We start from the raw sequence: 17,119 nt of genomic DNA, 5'->3' as shown, positions 1-17,119 counted from the left end.
TGTTGAGCTCCCCGTCAAAGTTGAAGGCCCGGGGGTCGGAGTCGGAGCCGTAAAGGGCCACCTTGCGGTAGTTGATGTCCCCGGTGAGCTCGGTGGCGTCCTGGTTCTTCTCGTCCTTGGGCTGGAAGGTGCCGATGCCGATGCGGTCCTTCTCCGAGAGGACCAGGCGCTTTACCCTCACCTCCTTTTCCAGGACCGCCGCCAGGTCCCCCCCGTGCTTCCTTAGGGCCTCCCGCATCTGGAAGCGGCAGACGGGGCAGAGGTCCCCTTCCGCCTCCAGGGGGTAGGGGTAGTCCGGGTGGAGGGCCGAGAGCTCGGCCAGGAAGTCTGCCCGGATCTCCGGGGGCAGGAGGTGGAGGGGCTCCTCGTGCATGGGGCAGGGGAGGGGGCCCTCCTCCGTGTGCCAATAGAAGGTGAAAAGCCTCCCCTCCTCGGCGCGGCTGTAGGCCTCGAGGCCCTTCTTGAGGAGCCTGGCGATGGTGCTCTTGGCCGAGCCCACGGGGCCGTGGAGGAGGAGGATGCGCCGCTCGGGGCCCAGCCGGTGGGCCGCCGCCTTCAAGGTGGCCACCAGGCGCATGAGGGGCTTGTCCAGGCCGAAGATGGCGTCCTTGCCCCCCTCAAAGGGGTCGTCAAAGAAGCGGTAGTGGAGGAGCCTCTCCTTGAAGAGGGTGTACTCCTCCACCCCCTGGGCGAGGATCATGTCGTAAACCCTTTGGAAGCTGGTCCTTAAGGGCCTCGGGTCCTCCTTAAGGAGGCGGAGGTAGTCGGCGAAGGAACCCTCCCAGCTAAGGGCCCGGTAGGCCTCGAGGTCCTGAAGACGGCGGATGCGCTCCAGCTCGCTCATGGAGACCCTCCTTCATAGGGCCGGGCACCGCTTTGGATAGCTACAGGCCCATTATACCAGGCCCGGGAGGGAAAATGTGGCCTCGGCCCTGGCCGGGAGGGGAAAGGCGGGGCAACCTAAGGGGTTGGGCCCGCCTCCGGCGAAGGTTTCTGGGCGCCTCTTCAGCGCCCGAACTCGTAGAAGCCCCGGGCGTTGTGGAGGAAGTGGGCCAGGACCCCGGGCAGGAGGCTTTCCGTGAGGAGGTAGGCGAGGCCCAGGAGGAGGCCCGCCGCCCCGGTGTAGAGGGTGTAGGCCAAGGCCCCCTTGGGGGCGGGGTGGAGGAGGGCGAAGAGGAGGGCCTGGAGGAGCACCGCCCAGGGGCCCAGCTTCAGGGTGAGGAGGCTTTGCACAAAGCCCCGGAAGAAGACCTCCTCGGCCAGGCCCGAGAGGAAGGCCAGGAGGAGGAGGAAGGGGGGGCCTGCCCCCGCCTGGCGCAGGGCCAGGCCCAGCTCCCGGTGGAGGCGCTCCGCCTCCTGGAAGGATTGGGGGAAGAGGTGGCGGAAAAGGACCTCGAGGCCCCCCAGGCCCAAGAGGAGGAAAAGCCCCAGAACCCCTTCCCCAAAGGGGTGCTTCCCCACCATGGGAAAGCCCCCAAGGAGCATTCCCCCTCCCCCCAGGAGGAGGAGCCCCCCCTGCAGGAGAAGGAGAAGGTGGAAGGGCCTGGGCACTACTCCTGCCCTAGGGAGAAGCCCTGGTCCAGGAGCTTCCTGGGGTAGGCCCGGAAGGCCAGGAGGGTTTCCGTGCGCTCCACCCCCTCCAGGCCCAGGATCCCTTGGGTTACGGCCTCGTCCAGCTCCTCGAGGTCCTTTAAGCGCAGGAGGGCCACCAGGTCAAAGGGCCCGGTGACGGAGTAGACCTCCGCCACCTGCGGCAGCTCGGCTATGGCTTCCCCCAGGGCCTGGATGCGGTTCCCCCGGGCGCGGATGAGAACGAAGGCGGTGATCACCCTTCCATCATAAGGGCCTTCACGAAGGCGAGGCGGCTCATCTCCCCTCCCGAGAGGTACGCCAGGGGGCTTTCCCCGCCGAAGAGGCGCTTGAGGACCTCCTTGGGGGTGAGGCCCTGGGCCTTAAGCCTTTGGGCCTCCTCCCGCTTGCGCTCCAGGAAGTCCAGCTTGGCCTGGAGGGCCTTCAGGGGGGCTTCCACAGGCCCGGCGTGGGCGCAGTAGAAAGCCCGGGGCTTCAGGGCCAGCGCCGTCCGTAGGCTTTGCAGGAGGGCAGAGAGGTCAAACCCTGGGGTGGCCAGGCTGGCCTTCACCCCCAGGAAGAGGTCGCCCCCGAAGAAGAGGCCCTCTTCGGGGTCGTAGAGGGCCACGTGGTCGGGGGCGTGTCCCGGGGTGGGAAGGAGGTGGAGGGGGCCCACTCGCTGCGCCACCTCCACCCGCACGGGGCGGGGGTTTCCCCAGACCAGGCGGCGGTAGAGGCGGAGGGGCTTGGGGGCGGAGAGGAGGGCAGCCGTCTCCCTCCCACCGTAGATGGGGAGGCCGAGGCGCGGGGCTCCTCCGGCGTGGTCCTCGTGGGCGTGGGTGAGGAGGGCGGCCTCGGCCCTGGGGGTGAAGGGCCGGGCCTTGGGGGGGCCCGTGTCTACCAGGAGGCCCCGGTACCGGTAGACGTAAACCCCGTACCCCACCCACCGTCCCACGGGGGTGGTGAGGTAAAGGGCCCCCACGCTTTCCCCTACGGGTTTCCAAAGCATATACTGAGTATATCCTTAGTTCGCTTCCAGCACCAGCTTGGGCCGGAAGCGGAGGGCGTCCGCCGCCACCAGGTGGAGGGGGATGCCCTGGTAGCTCTGGGGAAGCCTGGCGGGGTCGGCCCCGTGCAGGTGGCCGTAGACCACCGCCTTCGGGCTGGCCTGGGCGGCCAGCTCCAGCAAGGGGGTGGCCTCCCCGCCGGGCCCGAAGGGGGGGAAGTGGAAGGCCACCAGGAGGTGGCGGTAGGGCCTCCCCTCCAGGGCCCTCAGGGAAAGCTTGAGCCTTTCCACCTCCCGGGCCAGGACCCTTTCGTCCTCGGGCGTCTCGGGAGGATACTGCCAGCCCCGGGTGCCCGCCACCGCCACCCCGTCCAGGACCAGGGCATCGTTTTGCAGGGCGTACATCACCGGGGGAAGGACGGCGCGGAGCCTGGAGATGGAGGGCCACCAGTAGTCGTGGTTGCCCTTGAGGAGCACCTTCTTCCCCGGGAGCGCCGCCAGGTCCAGAAGGTCGGGGATGGCCTCGGCGAGGCGCATGGCCCAGGAGATGTCCCCGGCCACGATCACCAGGTCCGAGGGCCCCACCACCTCCCGCCAGCCGCGGAAAAAGGCCTCGGGGTGGCCTTGCCAGCCAGGGCCGAAGACGGTCATGGGCTTGGGGTGGACGCGGGAGAGGTGGGGGTCGGCGATGGCGAAGACCCGCATGGGCCATAGCGTACCCTAAACCTATGGACGAGGCCTTTGCCTACGCCCTGCGCCTCCTCGCCCGGCGGGCCATGAGTCAGGCCCGCCTTAGGGAGAAGCTCCTGGCCCGCTTTCCCGAGGCCGAGGTGGCCCGGGCCCTGGAGCGCCTCCTGGCCTTGGGCTACCTGGACGACCGGGCCTTTGCGGAGACCTTCGTGGCGGCCCGGCGCAAGTACGGTCCCCTGAAGCTCCGCCACCTCTTGCGGGCCCAGGGGGTGGGGGAGGAGGTGGTGGATGTGGTCCTGGGGGCGTTGGGGGAGGAGGAGGCCCTCGAGGCCGCCCTTAAGGCCCTCCGCCGCTACCCCCGGCGCCGGGACAAGGCCAAGGCGGTGCGGTTTTTGGTGGGGCGGGGCTTCCCCCTCTCCCTGGCCTTCCGGGCCTACGAGCTTGCCAAGGAGGAGGAAAAAGGGTAAAAAGAGCCCATGCCCGAGGTGCGCGCCGAGCGCTATATCCCCGCCCCGCCGGAAAAGGTCTACGCCCTGGCCAAGGACCTGGAGGGCCTGAAGCCTTACCTCAAGGAGGTGGAAAGCCTAAAGGTGCTTTCCCGGGAGGGCAACCGCACCCGGAGCCAGTGGGTGGCGGTGGCCATGGGCAAGAAGGTCCGCTGGCTGGAGGAGGAGGAGTGGGACGACGCCCGCCTGAGGAACCGCTTCTTTTCCCCGGAGGGGGATTTTGACCGCTACGAGGGCACCTGGGTCTTCCAGCCCGAGGGCGAGGGCACCCGGGTGGTCCTCACCCTGGACTACGAGCTCACCATCCCCATCTTTGGAGGACTTTTGCAGAAGTTGGTGCAAAGGCTCATGCAGGAAAACGTGGAAAGCCTCCTGAAGGGCCTGGAGGAAAGGGTCCTGGCCGGCTAGTTGCCAAAGGGCCCCGCTTGCTCTAGCATGGGCCTTGAGCCGCCCATGTCTTTCCCGAGGGGTGGCCCAAGGGTTTTCAGGAGGTCAAAGTGGAAACGTTGCGCGTCTCTTCCAAGTCCCGCCCCAACTCCGTGGCCGGCGCCATCGCGGCGCTCCTGCGCACCAAGGGGGAGGTGGAGGTGCAGGCCATCGGGCCCCAGGCGGTGAACCAGGCGGTAAAGGCCATCGCCATCGCCCGTGGCTACATCGCCCCCGACAACCTGGACCTGGTGGTCAAGCCCGCCTTCGTCAAGCTGGACCTGGAGAACGAGGAGCGGACCGCCCTGAAGTTTAGCATCAAGGCCCATCCCCTGGAGTCTTGAGGGCCCACACGCCGAGGGGCCTGGCCCTGGCCATCCTCCTTCGGGTGGAGGAAGGGGGTCGGGCCCAGCACCTTTTGGACCGGGCCCTGGACCGGGTGGACTGGCCCGAGCGGGATAAGGCCTACGCCACCCACCTGGTCTACGGGGCCTTGCGCCGCCTGAGGCTTCTGGACTTTCTCCTGGAGCCCCACCTTAAGGCCCCCGGGAGGCTTCCCAAGGAGGTGCGCTGGGCCCTGCGCCTGGGGGCCTGGGAGTGGCTTGCGGGGAAGCCCGACCACGCCCGGGTGAGCCCCTGGGTGGAGGAGACGAAGCGCCGTTACCCGGGGTTTGCGGGCTTGGTGAACGCCGTGCTGCGCCGCCTGCGCCCGCGGGAGGCCCCGGAGTGCGTGCGCCTTTCCCTTCCCGACTGGCTCTGCCAGGCCTGGCGGGACTTCTTCGGGGAGGTGGGCTTCGCCGAGGCCTTCAACGAGCCCGCCCCCCTCTTCGTCACCGCCTACCGGGAGGTGGACCTGAGGCCGGGCCCCGTCCCCGGGAGCTACCTCTTTGAGGGCCCCAAGACCGATTTCCCCGCTTTGGGCCTCCAGCCGCAAAACCCCGCCTCCCTCTTCGCCGCCCAACTCCTGGAGCCAGCCCCCGGGGAGAAGGTGCTGGACCTTTGCGGCGGGGCCGGGCTCAAGGCCTTTTACCTGGCGGCCAAGGGGGCGGAGGTGGTCTCCTACGACCTCAACGCCAGGCGCCAGGAGGCGGGGGCGAAAACGGCCAGGCGCCTCGGCCTAAAGGTGGCCTACCGCACCCAGGACCTGCGGGAACCCCTTCCCGAAAGGGCTAAAAAGGTGCTCCTGGATGCCCCTTGCACCGGTACGGGCACCTTCCGCACCCACCCCGAGCTTCGCTACCGCCTGGCCCCCAAGGACCCCAAGGAGATGGCCCTTTTGCAGCTAGAGCTTTTGGAAACCGCCGCCCGGGCCACGGAGGAGGGGGGGCTTTTGGTCTACGCGGTCTGCTCCCTCACCGAGGAGGAAGGGGAAGGGGTGGCCCGGGCCTTTCTGGCGAGGCACCCCGAGTTCCGCCCGGAGCCCTTCTCCTGCCCCTTGCCCCTTCTTCGGCAGGGGCTTGGGGTCTACGTGGCCCCCGAGGGGGGCCTGGACGGGTTTTATTACCTTCGCCTCCGGAAGGTAGACTCAAGGGCATGAAGCTCGCCTTCTTGGGCCTTGGCAAGATGGGCCGGAGCATCCTCAAAGGGGCTTTGGAGCGGGGTTTTCTGCGCCGAGAGGAGGTGGGGGTGGTGGGGCGCACCCCGGAGCGGGCCCGGGTCCTGGCCGAGCCCTTCGGCATCCGCCCCCTCACCCTGAAGGACCTGGCGGAGGCCGAGCGGGTGCTTCTCGCCGTTCAGCCACGGGACTTCCCCCAGCTGGCCCCGGAGATCCCTCGGGCCGGGATAGGCTTCCTCTCCATCATGGCGGGGGTCTCCACGGCCGTGCTGGCCCGCAGGCTGGACACCCGGCGGGTGGTGCGGGCCATGCCCAACCTGGCGGCCATGATCGGGGAGAGCTCCACCGCCCTCACCGCCTTAAAGGAGGCCCAGGAGGCGGGGGACCTGGACTTCGCCCGGGCCCTTTTCGCCACGGTGGGGGACGTGTACGAGATCCCCGAGCACCTCTTTGACCCCTTCACCGCCATGTCGGCCTCGGCGCCCGCCTACCTGGCGGTGGTGGCCGAGGCCCTGGCGGACGCCGGGGTGAAGATGGGCATGCCCCGGGCCCTGGCCCTGCGCCTGGCGGCGGACGCCCTGGCGGCCACGGGGGAACTCCTCAAGACCCGCCACCCCGCCACCCTGAAGGACGAGGTGGCGAGCCCCGGGGGCACCACCATCCACGGCCTCCACGCCCTCGAGGCCCGGGCCCTCCGGGCCGCCTTCTACGAGGCGGTGGAGGCCGCCACCCGCCGGGGGCATGAGCTGGGGGAGGTGGAATGAGGCGGCGCCTTTCCTGGCTGGCCCTGGGCCTCCTCGCCCTGGCCTCGGCCCAGGTCTTCCCCAAGGAAGGGGGGGTTTACGCCTACACGGACGGTACCCTCCAGGAGCTGAGGCCCACCTCGGAGGGCTTCCGCCTGCGCTACCACAAGGAGGGCAGGCTCCTCCGGGAGGACCGCCTGCGGGCCTCCCCGGAAGGGCTTTACCTTTTAGGGGTGGGGCTCCCGGAGGGCTACTTCCCCTTTGAACCTCCCCTTCTCCTCTACCCGGCCCGCCTGGAGCTGGGGTCGGCCTGGGGGGGGAGCGCCCGCTTCCGCGGCCAGCGGGTGGCCCTTTCCGCCCGGGTGGAGGGGTGGGAGGGGGTGAGGGTCAAAGCCGGGGCCTTCAACGCCTACCGGGTGCGGGTGGCCTATACCACGGAGAGGGGGGGAACCGATCTCAAGGAGCTTTACCTGGTGCCGGGCCTGGGGGTGGTGGCCTACCGGGCGGGGGAGGCCTGGGTGGAGCTTTTGCGCTTTAGCCCGCCTTGAGGCGGTAGCGCAGGATCTCCCAGTACATGCGCAACCGGTGGAGGAAGCCCTTGAGGAGGCCGCGCTTTTCCTCCTTCATCACCTGGCTCACCCCGGGAAGGGGAAGGTAGCGCACCCGCCAGCCCCGGGCCCGGGCGTGCCGGGTGAGGAGGAGTTCCAGATCGTAGCGGGCACCCGTCAGGCCGGGCACCCCTTTGAGGGCCTCTGTGGCCAGGGCCCGTTGCCCCGAGAGGAAGGGGGTGAGGCGCATGGCCAGGTCCGTGGAGAGCCGCCCCCCTCGGAAAACCCCCACGGTCATCTCGGCCTCTCCCCGGGCCACCGGGGCCAGGAGGGCGTGGAGGTGCTCGGGCTTCAGGCCCAGAAGGTCGGCATCCAGGAGGAGAACCAGGGGCGTGGCCACCGCCTTAAGCCCTTCGGCGATGGCCCCCCCCTTGCCCCGGTTCTCCCCCAGGCGCACCACCTTCGCCCCCGCCCTCTCCGCCTCCTGGGCGGTGCGGTCCTTTGAGCCGTCGTCCGCCACCACCACGGGGAAGCCCGCTTCCTTGGCCACCCGCACCACCTTGGCGATGGTGGCCTCCTCGTTGTAGGCGGGGATGAGGACCGTGGCCGTCATCAGCCTCCGAGAAGCCTCCTCAGGTCCTGGAAGGTCACCAGGATCACCAAGAGGATGAGGAAGAGGAAGCCCAGGTAGTGCACCATGGCCTCCCGCTCCGGGGGGATGCGCAGGAAGCGGGAGAAGAAGAGGAGGAGGATCCTTCCGCCGTCCAGGGCGGGGATGGGGAGGAGGTTGAAAAGGGCCAGGGAAAGGTTGATGGACACCATGAGCTCAAGAAGCCGGAAGGCGCCTTCCTGGGCCGCCCTGCCCGTTTCCGCCACGATGCCCAAGGGCCCCACCACCCCGCTATTGGGGTTGCCGGAGAGGACCCCGAGAAGACCCCCTAAAAGGGCCCGCACCATCTCCGGCCCGAAGGATAGGGTGCGCCCCACCGCCAGGAGGAGCCCCTCCGGGAAGCTCACCCGCCGGAAGCGCACCTCGGGCTGGTAGACCACCCCCAGCTTTTCCATGCCCTCCCGCCAGGTGAGGCGGAGGACCACCTCCTGGCCCTCCCGCAAGAGGGTGAGGGTGTGGGTGCCTGGGGTCTTGAGCCTTTCAATCTCCTGGGGCCGGGAGAGGGGCTTCCCGTCCACGGCGAGGAGGAGGTCCTTGGGCCTTAGGCCCACCTCCTCGGCCGGGCTCCCCGGAAGGACCTCCAGGATCACCGCCCGGCCCGTGGCCTCGGGCACGCCCTGGGCGCTGAAGAGGTAGCCTAAAAGGCCCCAGGCCAGGAGGACGTTCATGACCACCCCGGAGAGGAGCACCAGAAGCTTGCCCGGGAAGGGGAGGGCGTCGTAGCCCCGCCCCCTTTCCTCAGGCAGGAGGCCTTCTATGTCGGCGTACCCCCCCAAGGGGATGGCGGAAAGCCGCCACTCCGTGCCCCAGGCCTGGCGGCGCCAGAGGACCGGGCCAAAGCCCAGGCTGAAGGCCTTGACCCTCACCCCCTGGAGGCGGGCCGCCAGGTAGTGGCCCAGCTCGTGCACGAAGATGCTGATGCCGATGATGACCAGAAACCAGATCAGGCTCATGCCCACCTCTTGGCCTCCTCCCGGGCCCAGGCGTCCACGGCGAAGAGGCTCTCCCATGTTAGGGGGTCCTGGGGGGTGGCTTCCAGCACCCGGGCCAGGATCTCGGGGATGCGGGGGAAGGGGATCTTTCCCCGGAGGAAGGCCTCCACCGCCACCTCGTCGGCGGCGGAGACGGCCACCTGGGCCAAGCCCCCCCGCCTTCCCGCCTCGTAGGCCAGGGCCAGGGCGGGGAAGCGCTTTAGGTCTGGCTCCAAGAACTCCAGGGCCCCGGGCAGGGGGAGGTCCTTTAAGGGGGTTTCCGCCCGCTCGGGGTAGGTGAGGGCGTACTGGATGAAAAGGCGCATGTCCGTGGGGCCAAGCTGGGCCTTCAGGTTCCCGTCCACAAAGCGCACCAGGCCGTGGACGTAGGCCTGGGGGTGGATGAGGACCTTGATCCTCTCCAGGGGAAAGCGGAAAAGCTCCTTGGCCTCGAGGACCTCCAGCCCCTTGTTGAAGAGGGTGGCCGAGTCCACGGTGACCTTGGGCCCCATCCGCCAGCGGGGGTGGCGGAGGGCCATCTCCGGGGTCACCTGGGAGAGGTCCTCGGGGCCCCTCAGGAAGGGCCCACCGCTGGCGGTGAGGATGAGCTCGGCCACGTCCTCCCGCCTCTCCCCCAGGAGGGCCTGGAAGAGGGCGGAGTGCTCCGAGTCCACGGGGAGGATCTCCGCCCCCGAGGCCTCCGCCTCCTGCCAGAGGAGGGGGCCCGCCGCCACCATGGCCTCCTTGTTGGCCAGGGCTACCCGCTTGCCCGTCCGCACCGCTACCCGGGTGGGGGAAAGCCCCGCCAGGCCCGGGATGGCGGCCACGGCCACCTCGGCCTCCAGGGCCGCCACCTCCTCCGCCGTGGCCAGCTTAAGCCCGGGAAAGCGCTCCTTTAGCTCGGCGTGGAGGCCCTCTTCCGCCGCCACCAGGAGGGGCTTCCAGAAGGCGATCTGCTGGGCGAGGGTCTCCAGGTTCTTCCCGGCGGCCAGACCCACCACCCGGAAGCCCCGCCAGCGGCAGACCTCGAGGGCCTGCCTTCCGATGGAACCCGTGGAGCCGAGGACCACCACCCGTTTCATGTGAAGAGCACCACCAGGTAGTAGGTTAGGGGAAAGGTGAAGAGGAGGCTGTCTATGCGGTCCAAAAGCCCCCCGTGCCCCGGGAGGAAGTGCCCGGAGTCCTTCACCCCGCAGTAGCGCTTGAGCATGGACTCCGCCAGGTCCCCAAGCTGGGCCGCCAGGGAGAGGAGGAGGCTTAAGAGCCAGAGCTCCAGAAGCCCGAAGGGAAACACCTCCCGCACCAGCCCCGTGTAGACCAAGAGGACCAGGAAGCTGAAGGCGATGCCTCCCATGGACCCCTCCACGGTTTTCCCGGGGCTGATCTCGGGGGCCAGCTTCTTCCGGCCGAAGAGGCGGCCTGCGAAGTAGGCCCCGATGTCGGTGGCGAAGCTGGCCACGATGGGGAGGCTTAAGGTCCAAAGCCCCAGGGTCCCATCGGGGATTTCCCGCAGAAGGAGGACGTAGCTCAGGTTCCAGGGCAGGTAGAGGAAGGCCAGGAGGGTGAAGGCCAGGCGGGTGAGGTCGGCCCCCTTCAGGAGCTCGTAGCTGAAGGCCGCCATGAGGAAGAGGCCCAGGGCCACCTCCCGCCAGGGCACCTGGGGAAAGTGCCAGGAGAGGGAAGGCAGGGAGAAGAGGCCGAGGAGGACCCCCCCGAGGAGAAAGAGGGGCAGGGGGAGGGCCACCCCTCGGCGGGCCAGCATGCCCTTAAGCTCCAGGCCTCCCAGCCAGAGGACGAAGCCAAGGGTGGGGAGGATCAGGGGGGTCCCCGCCCAGAGCACCAGGAGGAGGAGGCCCGCTCCGATGAGGGCGGAGAGGGCGCGGGTGGGAAGGTCGTCCCTCACCCTTGGCCTCCTCCGAGGCCGCAAGGCCTGGCGCTGGGGGTGCTCATGGCCGGGCTCCTCCGCCCCCAGGGCCGTGGTTAGTGGAGGATCTCCTGTTCCTTCTTCTCCGCCATCTCGTCCACCTTGGCGATGAACTCATCGGTGATCTTCTGGATCTCTCCCTCGGCCCGCTTGGTGTCGTCCTCGGAGAGGTGGAGCTCCTTGGACAGCTTCTTGAGCTTTTCCAGGGCCTCCCGGCGGACGTTGCGGATGGCGATGCGTCCCTCCTCGGCCAGGTGCCGGGCGGTCTTGACCAGCTCCTTGCGCCTTTCCTCGGTGAGGGGCGGGATGTTGATGTAGAGGGCGTCCCCCTTGTTGGCGGGGTTCAGGCCCAGGTCGGAGTCGCGGATGGCCTTTTCAATGGCCTTGAGGGCGTTCTGGTCCCAGGACTGGACCACCAGGGTGCGGGCGTCGGGGGCGGTGACGGTGGCGATCTGGTTGAGGGGGACGTGGGTGCCGTAGTACTCCACCTTGAGGTGGAGGAGAAGGGCGGGGTTGGCCCGCCCGGTGCGCAGGCCCGCCAGGTTGTGCTCCAGGGCCTCGAGGCTCTTTTGCATGTGGCTTCGGGTTTCCGCGTAGAGCTCCTTCAGGGTCATGGTCCCTCCTTTCTACGAGTGGATCAGGGTGCCCACCTTTTCCCCCTGGATAATACCCACCAGGGCTCCCGGCTTAAAGATGTCAAAGACCACGATGGGCACGCCCGCCTCCATGCAGAGGGTGATGGCGGTGGTGTCCATGACCTGGAGGCCGCGGTTTAGGACCTCCAGGTAGGTGAGCTCGTCAAAGCGCTGGGCCTTGGGGTTTTTGCGGGGGTCGTCGGAGTAGACCCCGTCCACCTTGTTCTTGGCCATGAGGACCACCTCCGCTCCCACCTCCAGGGCCCTGAGGGCGGCGGCGGTGTCCGTGGAGAAGAAGGGGTTGCCGGTCCCCCCGCCGAAGATGACGATGCGCTCCTTCTCCAGGTGCCGCAGGGCCCGCCTCCTTATGTAGGGCTCGGCCACCTGGGGGATGGTGAGGGCAGTCTGGACCCGGGTGGGGATGGAGAGGGCCTCGAGGGCGTCCTGGAGGGCCAGGGCGTTCATGATGGTGGCCAGCATCCCGATGTAGTCGGCGGTGGCCCGGTCCATCCCCACCCCCTGACGGGCCCCCCGCCAGAGGTTCCCGGCCCCGATGACGATGGCCAGCTGGACCCCGGTGTCGTAGGCGGCCTTGATCTCCTGGGCCAGGGCCCGGGTGGCCTCGGGCTCTATGCCAAAGCCGTTTTGCGTCAGAAACTCGCCGGAAAGCTTGAGGAGGACGCGCTTGTACTTCATGGCTCTAAGAAAAACCGGGGCCCGCTTGGGTAGGGGCCCCGGCGGTTCCCATGGCCTACGCTCCCACTTCCAGGCGGCAGAAGCGCCGCACCACGATGTTCTCCCCGGTCTTGGCGATGGCCTGCTGCAGAAGCTCCTTCACCCTTACCTTGTCGTCCTTGACGAAGGGCTGCTCCAGGAGGACCACCTCCTCCAGGTACTTCTTCAGGCGGCCCTCGGCGATCTTCTCGGCGATCTCCTTGGGCTTCCCCTCGTTGAGGGCGGCCTGGATGTAGATCTGCCGCTCCTTCTCCAGCTCCTCGGCGGGGATCTCCTCGGCGGAGACGTAGCGGGGGTTCATCATGGCGATGTGCATGGCCAAGTCCTTGGCCAGGTTCTGGAAGATCTCGTTCCTGGCCACGAAGTCGGTCTCGCAGTTGAGCTCCAGGATCACCCCCACCCGCTGGTTGTGGTGGATGTAGTGGCCGATGAGGCCTTCCCGGGCCTCCCGCTCCGCCTTCTTGGCGGCCTTCATGGCCCCCCGCTCCCTCAGGAGCTGGACGGCCTTGTCCTCGTCCCAGCCGGCGTCCTCGAGGGCCTTCTTCACGTCCATCATCCCGGCCCCCGTGGCCTCGCGAAGCTTCTTGATGAGTTCCATCTGGCTCATGCTTCCACCTCGTCCTCGCCTTCCAGGCCCTCGTCCAGGGCCCCGCGGGCCTCGGCCCGCTCGGCCTCCTCCACCAGGGCGTAGGAGGGGGAGGGCTCCACCACCCCGCCCCGGGCCTCAATGATGAGGTCCGCCGCCCGGGAGAGGATGAGCTGGATGGAGCGGATGGCGTCGTCGTTGCCGGGGATGATGTAGTCCACCAGGTCGGGGTCGGAGTCGGTGTCTGCCAGGGCCACCACGGGGATGAAGAGCTTCCTGGCCTCCCGCACGGCGATGGCCTCCTTGGTGGGGTCCACCACGAAGACGGCATCGGGAAGCCGCTTCAGCCGCCGGAAGCCGGAGAGGTACTTCTGCAGGCGCTCTAGCTCGTGCTTCAGACGCACCTGCTCCTTCTTGGGGCGCTCGTGGATGTCCTCGGAGGCGAAGAGGTTTTCCAGCTCCTCCAAGCGGTGCACCCGCTGGGAGATGGTCTTGAAGTTGGTGAGCATCCCGCCCAACCAGCGTTGGTTCACGTAGGGCATGCCCGCGCGGTCCGCTTCCATGCGCACGATGTCCTGGGCCTGCTTCTTGGTGCCCACGAAGAGCACCGTCCCCCCGCGCATGGCCAGGTCCTCGAGGAAGCGGAAGGTGCGCTCCAGCTCCACCATGGTCTTCTGCAGGTCAATGATGTGGATGCCGTTGCGCTCCGCGTAGATGTAGCGGCCGAACTTGGGGTTCCAACGCTTGCGCTCGTGGCCAAAGTGAACCCCGGCTTCCAGGAGCTCCTTCACGCTGATGTTTACAGGCATATTCCTCCCATCGGGGAAGGTTGGGCTTGGCGTTTCCCGTGTGCCGCCCTCCTTCCCGCGGGACCTTCCCCTGCCCGAGGGCTGGTGCGGCACACCTCTCCGATTATAGAGGGGAAGGGTCCTTTGCGTAAGCCCCCCTCTTGGGCTATACTGCCGGAGGCTTGGGGCGGTAGCTCAGAGGGAGAGCACCCGCCTTGCAAGCGGGAGGTCCGGGGTTCAAATCCCCGCCGCTCCACCAGGTGAGGCCTGCCCTCCTCCCCCCACGGCGGCGTGGGGGGCGCTTTTTGCCCACGGGAGGGAAGCCGGTGCCGGTGGCCCACGTGCTGCGCTACACTCCCTATGCCCGGAGGCTCAAGGCCTTGCTGGGGGAGGGGGTCATCGGGGAGGTGGTTTCGGTGCAGCACCTGGAGCCCGTGGGGCACTGGCACTACCGCCTGGTCTTCTTGGCCGAGAGGGCCCGCAAGGAGGGGCGGGTGGTGGAGGCGGAAGGGGGGCCCGAAGGAAAACCCCAGCCTTGAGGCTGGGGGGTTGGCGGAGAGGGCGGGATTCGAACCCGCGAGGCAGGTTTAAGCCCGCCTACACGATTTCCAGTCGTGTCCCTTCAGCCGCTCGGGCACCTCTCCACGTGCCAAGCCTGAGTCTAGCAAGGGGGCTTCCATCCGTCAAGTAAGCTAAAAACCGTGCGGGTAGTGGTGGCCCACGAGAACCTGGACTTTGACGCTCTGGGTTCCATGGTGCTGGCAGGGAGGCTTTTCCCGGGGAGCCTGCTCGCCCTGGTGGGAGGCCTCGAGGGCCCCCTCAAGGAGATCGCCCCCCTTCTGGAGGACCGTTTGGACCTGGTTCCCGCCTCGGAGATCCCCTTGGGCAAGGTTTCCGAGGTGATCTTGGTGGATAACGCCCGTCCCGAGCGCATAGGGCCCTTTAAAGTCCTGGTGGGCCGGGTGCCCTTCTGGGTCTTTGACCACCATCCGCGGGCGCCCGGGGACGTGCCCGCCGTGGGGGGGAGGGTTCAGGAGGTGGGGGCCACGGTGAGCCTGCTCCTTCCCTTCCTCAAGGAGCGGGGCCTCGCCCTCACCCCCCTGGAGGCCACCCTGGCCTACGCCGGGGTTTGGGAGGACACCGGGGGGTTCAGCTTCCCCTCCACCACCCCCTTGGACCTCGAGGCCGCCCACCACCTGGCCCTCATGGGGGCGGAGATCCCCCGGGTCAGGGCCTGGGTGCGCCCCCATCTGGGGGAGGAGGCCCGGAGCGTCCTTAAGGAGCTTCTAAAGACCGCCCGGGTGGTGGAGGTGGAGGGCTTCCGCCTCCTCCTGGCCCGGGCCAAGGAGGAAGGGTACGTGCCCGCTCTGGCCCCCCTGGCCCACACCCTTTTGGACCTGCACGAGGCGGACGGGGTGCTCTTGGTGCTCCGGCTGGGCAAAGAGGTCCTCCTCATCGCCCGGAGCAAGGCGCGCTTGGACGTGGCCCGCTGGCTCGCCCAGGTGGGAGGCGGGGGGCATCCCCGGGCGGCCTTCGCCCGGGTAAGGGGGGTGCGGGGCGCCTTGCATAGACTCCTTTCCAGCCTCTCCCTCTTCCTGGACCCCGAGCCCACCTTGGGGGAGGCCATGACCTCCCCGGTGGAGACCCTTTCCCCCACCACGGTGGGGGAGGCCCTGCGCAGGCTGGAAGAACGGGGCTACGGGGCCATGCCCGTGGTGGTGCCCCTGGAGGGGGGAGGGGTGCGGGTCTTGGGGCTGGCCCGGCGGCGGGACCTCAGGAAGGCGGAGCGCCTGGGCCTGGTCCACCACCCGGTGGAGGGGTTCTTGGCCCGGGCGGTGATCCTTCCCCCGGATACCCCGCTCTCCCAGGCCGAGGCCCGGCTGAAGGAGGGGGGAGGCCGGGTCCTAGTGGGGGAGGCGGTGGGGGAGGGGTGGCGGCTTTTGGGCATCTTTACCCGCACGGACCTTTACCGCAAGCGGTCCGCCTCGAGGCCCACCTTGGGGGAGAGGATCCTGGAGGCCCTGCCCGAGGGAGCGAGGCAGGTGGTCCTGGCCCTGAAGGAGGCCTTCCCCCAGGGGGTTTACCTGGTAGGGGGGGCGGTGCGGGACGCCCTGCTCTCCCGCTCGGGGCCGGACCTGGACCTGGTGCTGGAGCCGGGGGTGCGGGTGGGGGAGGTGGCCCGCTTTCTTTCGGAGCGCTTCGGGGGAAGCTACGCCCTCCACTACGCCTTCGGCACCGGGCGGGTGCGCCTCCCCTTCGGCCTTTCCGTGGACCTGGCGGAAAGCCGGGAGGAGGTCTACCCCTACCCCGGGGCCCTGCCCCAGGTGCGCCCGGCCCCCATCGCCAAGGACCTGGAGAGGCGGGACTACACGGTGAACGCCATGGCCCTTTCCCTGGCGACCCTAGAGCTTCTGGACCCCTACGGGGGGCTCAAGGACCTGGAAGCCCGCCTCTTGAGGCCCCTCCACCCCCTTTCCTTCGTGGAGGATCCCAGCCGCATCGTCCGGGGGGCCCGCCTGGCGGCCCGGCTCGCCTTCCGCTTCGCCGAGGAGGCCTTGCGCATCCTCCCTCCCGCCCTCCTGCCCGAGGTGTTGCGCACGGCCAGCAAGAGCCGCCTCCGCGATGAGCTCCTTCTGACCCTCGAGGAGGACACCTTCTACGAGGCCCTGGCCCTTCTGGAGGAGCTAGGGGCCCTAAAGCCCCTCTATGGCCTCTCCCTTCCCGGGAGGGCCCCCTTCGCCCGCCTGCGCCTTCCCGAGGACGCCCTGGGAGGGGCCTGGGTGGGGGTAAAAGAGGCCAGGCTTTTGCTCCTGCTTTTCTTCCAGGAAGACCCCCTGGCCCGAGCCCAGGCCCTGGCCGTGCCCAGGCGCCTCCAGGAGGACCTGGCCCTCCTGTTGCAGGCTCAGAAGGGAGAGGAGGTACCCAGGGAGGCCCTGGACAAGGAGCCCTTGCGAAGCGTTTTCTTGGCCCTGTTCCCCGAGCGGGAGGCCTGGCTTAGGGAAAAGCGGCGGGTCCTCCGGGGGCGGGACCTCTTGGAGATGGGCCTCTCCCCGGGCCCCAAGGTGGGGGAGGTCCTGCGAAGGGTGGCCGAGGCCCGGGCCCGGGGAGAGGTGCGCACCTTTGAGGAAGAGCTGGCCTTAGCCCGTAAACTGGTGGGCGATGGGACTCTTCCCCCTCCTCAATGACCCCCCGGTCTTCCTGGTGGCCTTCGCCTTGGCCGTCCTAGGCCTCATCCTCCATAACCTCTTCCAGGCCTGGCTGGCCGACCGTTACGGGGAGACGGCCCCCAGGCGCTACGGCTTTCTTTCCTTGGACCTGAGGGTGCACCTGGAGCCCTTGGGGCTTTTGCTCCTCCTCCTTTTGGGCTTCGGCTGGCCCCGCTTCGTGCCCACGAACCTTCCCGGGCGCAAGGGAGCCTTTGTGGCCCTCATGGGTCCCGTGGGGTTTTTCGTGGCCGCCTTCCTCTTTGGCCTTCTCGCCCGCTTTCTGCCCTACCCCTTTGGCGAGGGCCTTTTCGTGGCCCATAGGCTTATGCTCCTCCACGCGGCCATCTACCTCTTCCCCGTGCCGCCCTTGGACGGGGCTAAGGCCCTTTACGCCCTGGGCGGGTACGAGACCCGCCGCTTCCTGGACCGGTTGGCCTCCTACGGTCCCTTGGGCTTCCTCCTCATCTTCCTCCTCCTCTCCTACACCGGGGTGACGGGCTCCGTGGTCCAGGGGCTTGCGGGGCTTCTTGGGGCCTTGTACCGGGCCCTGGGCCTGTGAGC

21 protein-coding genes, 2 tRNA genes and 1 pseudogene are annotated in these 17,119 nt (G+C 68.6%); 10 read left to right on the top strand and 14 right to left on the bottom strand.

Going from position 1 to position 17,119, the window contains the following annotated elements:
* Nucleotides 1-31 precede the first annotated feature (31 nt).
* The 5 genes and pseudogenes from ACZ5RK_RS09740 to ACZ5RK_RS09720 form a co-directional block, all read right to left on the bottom strand.
* Nucleotides 32-844 (bottom strand): annotated as a pseudogene (locus ACZ5RK_RS09740) (PrkA family serine protein kinase); the annotation flags it as partial.
* A 161-nt stretch (nt 845-1,005) separates the two neighbouring features.
* Nucleotides 1,006-1,551, bottom strand: a complete 546-nt coding sequence (locus tag ACZ5RK_RS09735; RefSeq protein ID WP_464909001.1) for a CPBP family glutamic-type intramembrane protease — start codon at nt 1,549-1,551, stop codon at nt 1,006-1,008.
* Nucleotides 1,551-1,829 (bottom strand): Lrp/AsnC family transcriptional regulator, encoded by a 279-nt coding sequence (locus ACZ5RK_RS09730; protein ID WP_054647395.1) that lies wholly within the window; start codon nt 1,827-1,829, stop codon nt 1,551-1,553. Before ACZ5RK_RS09730 ends, ACZ5RK_RS09735 begins: the two co-directional genes overlap by 1 nt.
* Nucleotides 1,826-2,578 (bottom strand): MBL fold metallo-hydrolase, encoded by a 753-nt coding sequence (locus ACZ5RK_RS09725; protein ID WP_464909000.1) that lies wholly within the window; start codon nt 2,576-2,578, stop codon nt 1,826-1,828. The genes ACZ5RK_RS09730 and ACZ5RK_RS09725 overlap by 4 nt, the downstream gene beginning before the upstream one ends.
* A gap of 15 nt (nt 2,579-2,593) precedes the next feature.
* Nucleotides 2,594-3,280 (bottom strand): metallophosphoesterase, encoded by a 687-nt coding sequence (locus tag ACZ5RK_RS09720; protein ID WP_464908999.1) that lies wholly within the window; start codon nt 3,278-3,280, stop codon nt 2,594-2,596.
* 23 nt (nt 3,281-3,303) lie between these two features.
* On the opposite strand from ACZ5RK_RS09720, the gene ACZ5RK_RS09715 reads away from it, so the two are divergent.
* The 6 genes from ACZ5RK_RS09715 to ACZ5RK_RS09690 all read left to right on the top strand — a co-directional run bounded on the left by ACZ5RK_RS09715 (nt 3,304) and on the right by ACZ5RK_RS09690 (nt 7,043).
* Nucleotides 3,304-3,732, top strand: a complete 429-nt coding sequence (locus tag ACZ5RK_RS09715) for a regulatory protein RecX (RefSeq protein WP_464908998.1) — start codon at nt 3,304-3,306, stop codon at nt 3,730-3,732.
* A gap of 9 nt (nt 3,733-3,741) precedes the next feature.
* Nucleotides 3,742-4,179, top strand: coding sequence for a type II toxin-antitoxin system RatA family toxin (locus tag ACZ5RK_RS09710; RefSeq protein WP_054647689.1), 438 nt, complete (start codon nt 3,742-3,744; stop codon nt 4,177-4,179).
* A gap of 89 nt (nt 4,180-4,268) precedes the next feature.
* Nucleotides 4,269-4,541 (top strand): stage V sporulation protein S, encoded by a 273-nt coding sequence (locus ACZ5RK_RS09705; protein WP_014515944.1) that lies wholly within the window; start codon nt 4,269-4,271, stop codon nt 4,539-4,541.
* Nucleotides 4,538-5,734 carry an RsmB/NOP family class I SAM-dependent RNA methyltransferase gene (locus tag ACZ5RK_RS09700; protein WP_464908997.1) on the top strand — a complete coding sequence of 399 codons (1,197 nt, stop codon included), beginning with the start codon at nt 4,538-4,540 and terminating at the stop codon, nt 5,732-5,734. Before ACZ5RK_RS09705 ends, ACZ5RK_RS09700 begins: the two co-directional genes overlap by 4 nt.
* Nucleotides 5,731-6,516, top strand: coding sequence for a pyrroline-5-carboxylate reductase (gene proC / locus ACZ5RK_RS09695; RefSeq protein ID WP_464908996.1), 786 nt, complete (start codon nt 5,731-5,733; stop codon nt 6,514-6,516). Before ACZ5RK_RS09700 ends, proC begins: the two co-directional genes overlap by 4 nt.
* Nucleotides 6,513-7,043: a hypothetical protein gene (locus tag ACZ5RK_RS09690; protein ID WP_464908995.1), complete on the top strand. Its 531-nt coding sequence runs from the start codon at nt 6,513-6,515 to the stop codon at nt 7,041-7,043. Before proC ends, ACZ5RK_RS09690 begins: the two co-directional genes overlap by 4 nt.
* Here the strand turns inward: ACZ5RK_RS09690 and ACZ5RK_RS09685 are convergent.
* The 8 genes from ACZ5RK_RS09685 to rpsB all read right to left on the bottom strand — a co-directional run bounded on the left by ACZ5RK_RS09685 (nt 7,030) and on the right by rpsB (nt 13,373).
* The gene (locus ACZ5RK_RS09685) at nt 7,030-7,656 is read right to left on the bottom strand and encodes a glycosyltransferase family 2 protein (RefSeq protein WP_464908994.1); all 627 of its coding nucleotides are present in this window, start codon (nt 7,654-7,656) and stop codon (nt 7,030-7,032) included. The two genes, ACZ5RK_RS09690 and ACZ5RK_RS09685, sit on opposite strands and share 14 nt — an antisense overlap.
* Complete coding sequence (locus ACZ5RK_RS09680; protein WP_464908993.1) at nt 7,656-8,666, bottom strand: M50 family metallopeptidase; 1,011 nt, start codon at nt 8,664-8,666, stop codon at nt 7,656-7,658. Before ACZ5RK_RS09680 ends, ACZ5RK_RS09685 begins: the two co-directional genes overlap by 1 nt.
* On the bottom strand, nt 8,663-9,766 hold the full coding sequence (dxr, locus tag ACZ5RK_RS09675) for a 1-deoxy-D-xylulose-5-phosphate reductoisomerase (RefSeq protein WP_464908992.1): 1,104 nt from the start codon (nt 9,764-9,766) through the stop codon (nt 8,663-8,665). Before dxr ends, ACZ5RK_RS09680 begins: the two co-directional genes overlap by 4 nt.
* The gene (locus ACZ5RK_RS09670) at nt 9,763-10,587 is read right to left on the bottom strand and encodes a phosphatidate cytidylyltransferase (RefSeq protein ID WP_464908991.1); all 825 of its coding nucleotides are present in this window, start codon (nt 10,585-10,587) and stop codon (nt 9,763-9,765) included. Before ACZ5RK_RS09670 ends, dxr begins: the two co-directional genes overlap by 4 nt.
* Before the next feature lie 77 nt (nt 10,588-10,664).
* Nucleotides 10,665-11,222, bottom strand: coding sequence for a ribosome recycling factor (gene frr, locus ACZ5RK_RS09665; protein ID WP_054647422.1), 558 nt, complete (start codon nt 11,220-11,222; stop codon nt 10,665-10,667).
* A 12-nt stretch (nt 11,223-11,234) separates the two neighbouring features.
* A complete protein-coding gene (gene pyrH / locus ACZ5RK_RS09660; protein ID WP_464908990.1) occupies nt 11,235-11,939 on the bottom strand; it encodes a UMP kinase in 705 nt (234 codons plus the stop codon).
* Nucleotides 11,940-11,994: 55 nt separating this feature from the next.
* Complete coding sequence (gene tsf / locus ACZ5RK_RS09655; RefSeq protein ID WP_054647421.1) at nt 11,995-12,585, bottom strand: translation elongation factor Ts; 591 nt, start codon at nt 12,583-12,585, stop codon at nt 11,995-11,997.
* The gene (rpsB, locus tag ACZ5RK_RS09650; protein ID WP_464908989.1) at nt 12,582-13,373 is read right to left on the bottom strand and encodes a 30S ribosomal protein S2; all 792 of its coding nucleotides are present in this window, start codon (nt 13,371-13,373) and stop codon (nt 12,582-12,584) included. The genes tsf and rpsB overlap by 4 nt, the downstream gene beginning before the upstream one ends.
* A 163-nt stretch (nt 13,374-13,536) precedes the next feature.
* On the opposite strand from rpsB, the gene ACZ5RK_RS09645 reads away from it, so the two are divergent.
* Nucleotides 13,537-13,611 (top strand) — tRNA-Ala (locus tag ACZ5RK_RS09645).
* A 67-nt stretch (nt 13,612-13,678) separates the two neighbouring features.
* Nucleotides 13,679-13,891, top strand: coding sequence for a hypothetical protein (locus tag ACZ5RK_RS09640; protein ID WP_464908988.1), 213 nt, complete (start codon nt 13,679-13,681; stop codon nt 13,889-13,891).
* 11 nt (nt 13,892-13,902) lie between these two features.
* Here the strand turns inward: ACZ5RK_RS09640 and ACZ5RK_RS09635 are convergent.
* Nucleotides 13,903-13,996, bottom strand: a tRNA-Ser gene (locus tag ACZ5RK_RS09635).
* A gap of 57 nt (nt 13,997-14,053) precedes the next feature.
* On the opposite strand from ACZ5RK_RS09635, the gene ACZ5RK_RS09630 reads away from it, so the two are divergent.
* Together ACZ5RK_RS09630 and ACZ5RK_RS09625 are read left to right on the top strand one after the other, a co-directional pair.
* Nucleotides 14,054-16,537: a CBS domain-containing protein gene (locus ACZ5RK_RS09630; protein WP_464908987.1), complete on the top strand. Its 2,484-nt coding sequence runs from the start codon at nt 14,054-14,056 to the stop codon at nt 16,535-16,537.
* Nucleotides 16,512-17,117, top strand: coding sequence for a zinc metalloprotease (locus ACZ5RK_RS09625; protein WP_464908986.1), 606 nt, complete (start codon nt 16,512-16,514; stop codon nt 17,115-17,117). The genes ACZ5RK_RS09630 and ACZ5RK_RS09625 overlap by 26 nt, the downstream gene beginning before the upstream one ends.
* Nucleotides 17,118-17,119: the final 2 nt, after the last annotated feature.

Source organism: Thermus kawarayensis JCM 12314 (assembly GCF_055393575.1).
Note: the sequence above shows the minus strand (reverse complement) of the source record. Positions and strands in the feature narration are given on the sequence as shown.

Excerpts from the sequence above, each read along its gene's own strand:
- tsf (WP_054647421.1), bottom strand. The coding sequence starts at position 12,585 with ATGAGCCAGATGGAACTCATCAAGAAGCTTCGCGAGGCCACGGGGGCC.
- ACZ5RK_RS09625 (WP_464908986.1), top strand. The coding sequence starts at position 16,512 with ATGGGACTCTTCCCCCTCCTCAATGACCCCCCGGTCTTCCTGGTGGCC.
- ACZ5RK_RS09690 (WP_464908995.1), top strand. The coding sequence starts at position 6,513 with ATGAGGCGGCGCCTTTCCTGGCTGGCCCTGGGCCTCCTCGCCCTGGCC.
- ACZ5RK_RS09710 (WP_054647689.1), top strand. The coding sequence starts at position 3,742 with ATGCCCGAGGTGCGCGCCGAGCGCTATATCCCCGCCCCGCCGGAAAAG.
- frr (WP_054647422.1), bottom strand. The coding sequence starts at position 11,222 with ATGACCCTGAAGGAGCTCTACGCGGAAACCCGAAGCCACATGCAAAAG.
- rpsB (WP_464908989.1), bottom strand. The coding sequence starts at position 13,373 with ATGCCTGTAAACATCAGCGTGAAGGAGCTCCTGGAAGCCGGGGTTCAC.
- ACZ5RK_RS09725 (WP_464909000.1), bottom strand. The coding sequence starts at position 2,578 with ATGCTTTGGAAACCCGTAGGGGAAAGCGTGGGGGCCCTTTACCTCACC.
- ACZ5RK_RS09680 (WP_464908993.1), bottom strand. The coding sequence starts at position 8,666 with ATGAGCCTGATCTGGTTTCTGGTCATCATCGGCATCAGCATCTTCGTG.
- proC (WP_464908996.1), top strand. The coding sequence starts at position 5,731 with ATGAAGCTCGCCTTCTTGGGCCTTGGCAAGATGGGCCGGAGCATCCTC.
- ACZ5RK_RS09715 (WP_464908998.1), top strand. The coding sequence starts at position 3,304 with ATGGACGAGGCCTTTGCCTACGCCCTGCGCCTCCTCGCCCGGCGGGCC.
- ACZ5RK_RS09720 (WP_464908999.1), bottom strand. The coding sequence starts at position 3,280 with ATGCGGGTCTTCGCCATCGCCGACCCCCACCTCTCCCGCGTCCACCCC.
- pyrH (WP_464908990.1), bottom strand. The coding sequence starts at position 11,939 with ATGAAGTACAAGCGCGTCCTCCTCAAGCTTTCCGGCGAGTTTCTGACG.
- ACZ5RK_RS09685 (WP_464908994.1), bottom strand. The coding sequence starts at position 7,656 with ATGACGGCCACGGTCCTCATCCCCGCCTACAACGAGGAGGCCACCATC.
- dxr (WP_464908992.1), bottom strand. The coding sequence starts at position 9,766 with ATGAAACGGGTGGTGGTCCTCGGCTCCACGGGTTCCATCGGAAGGCAG.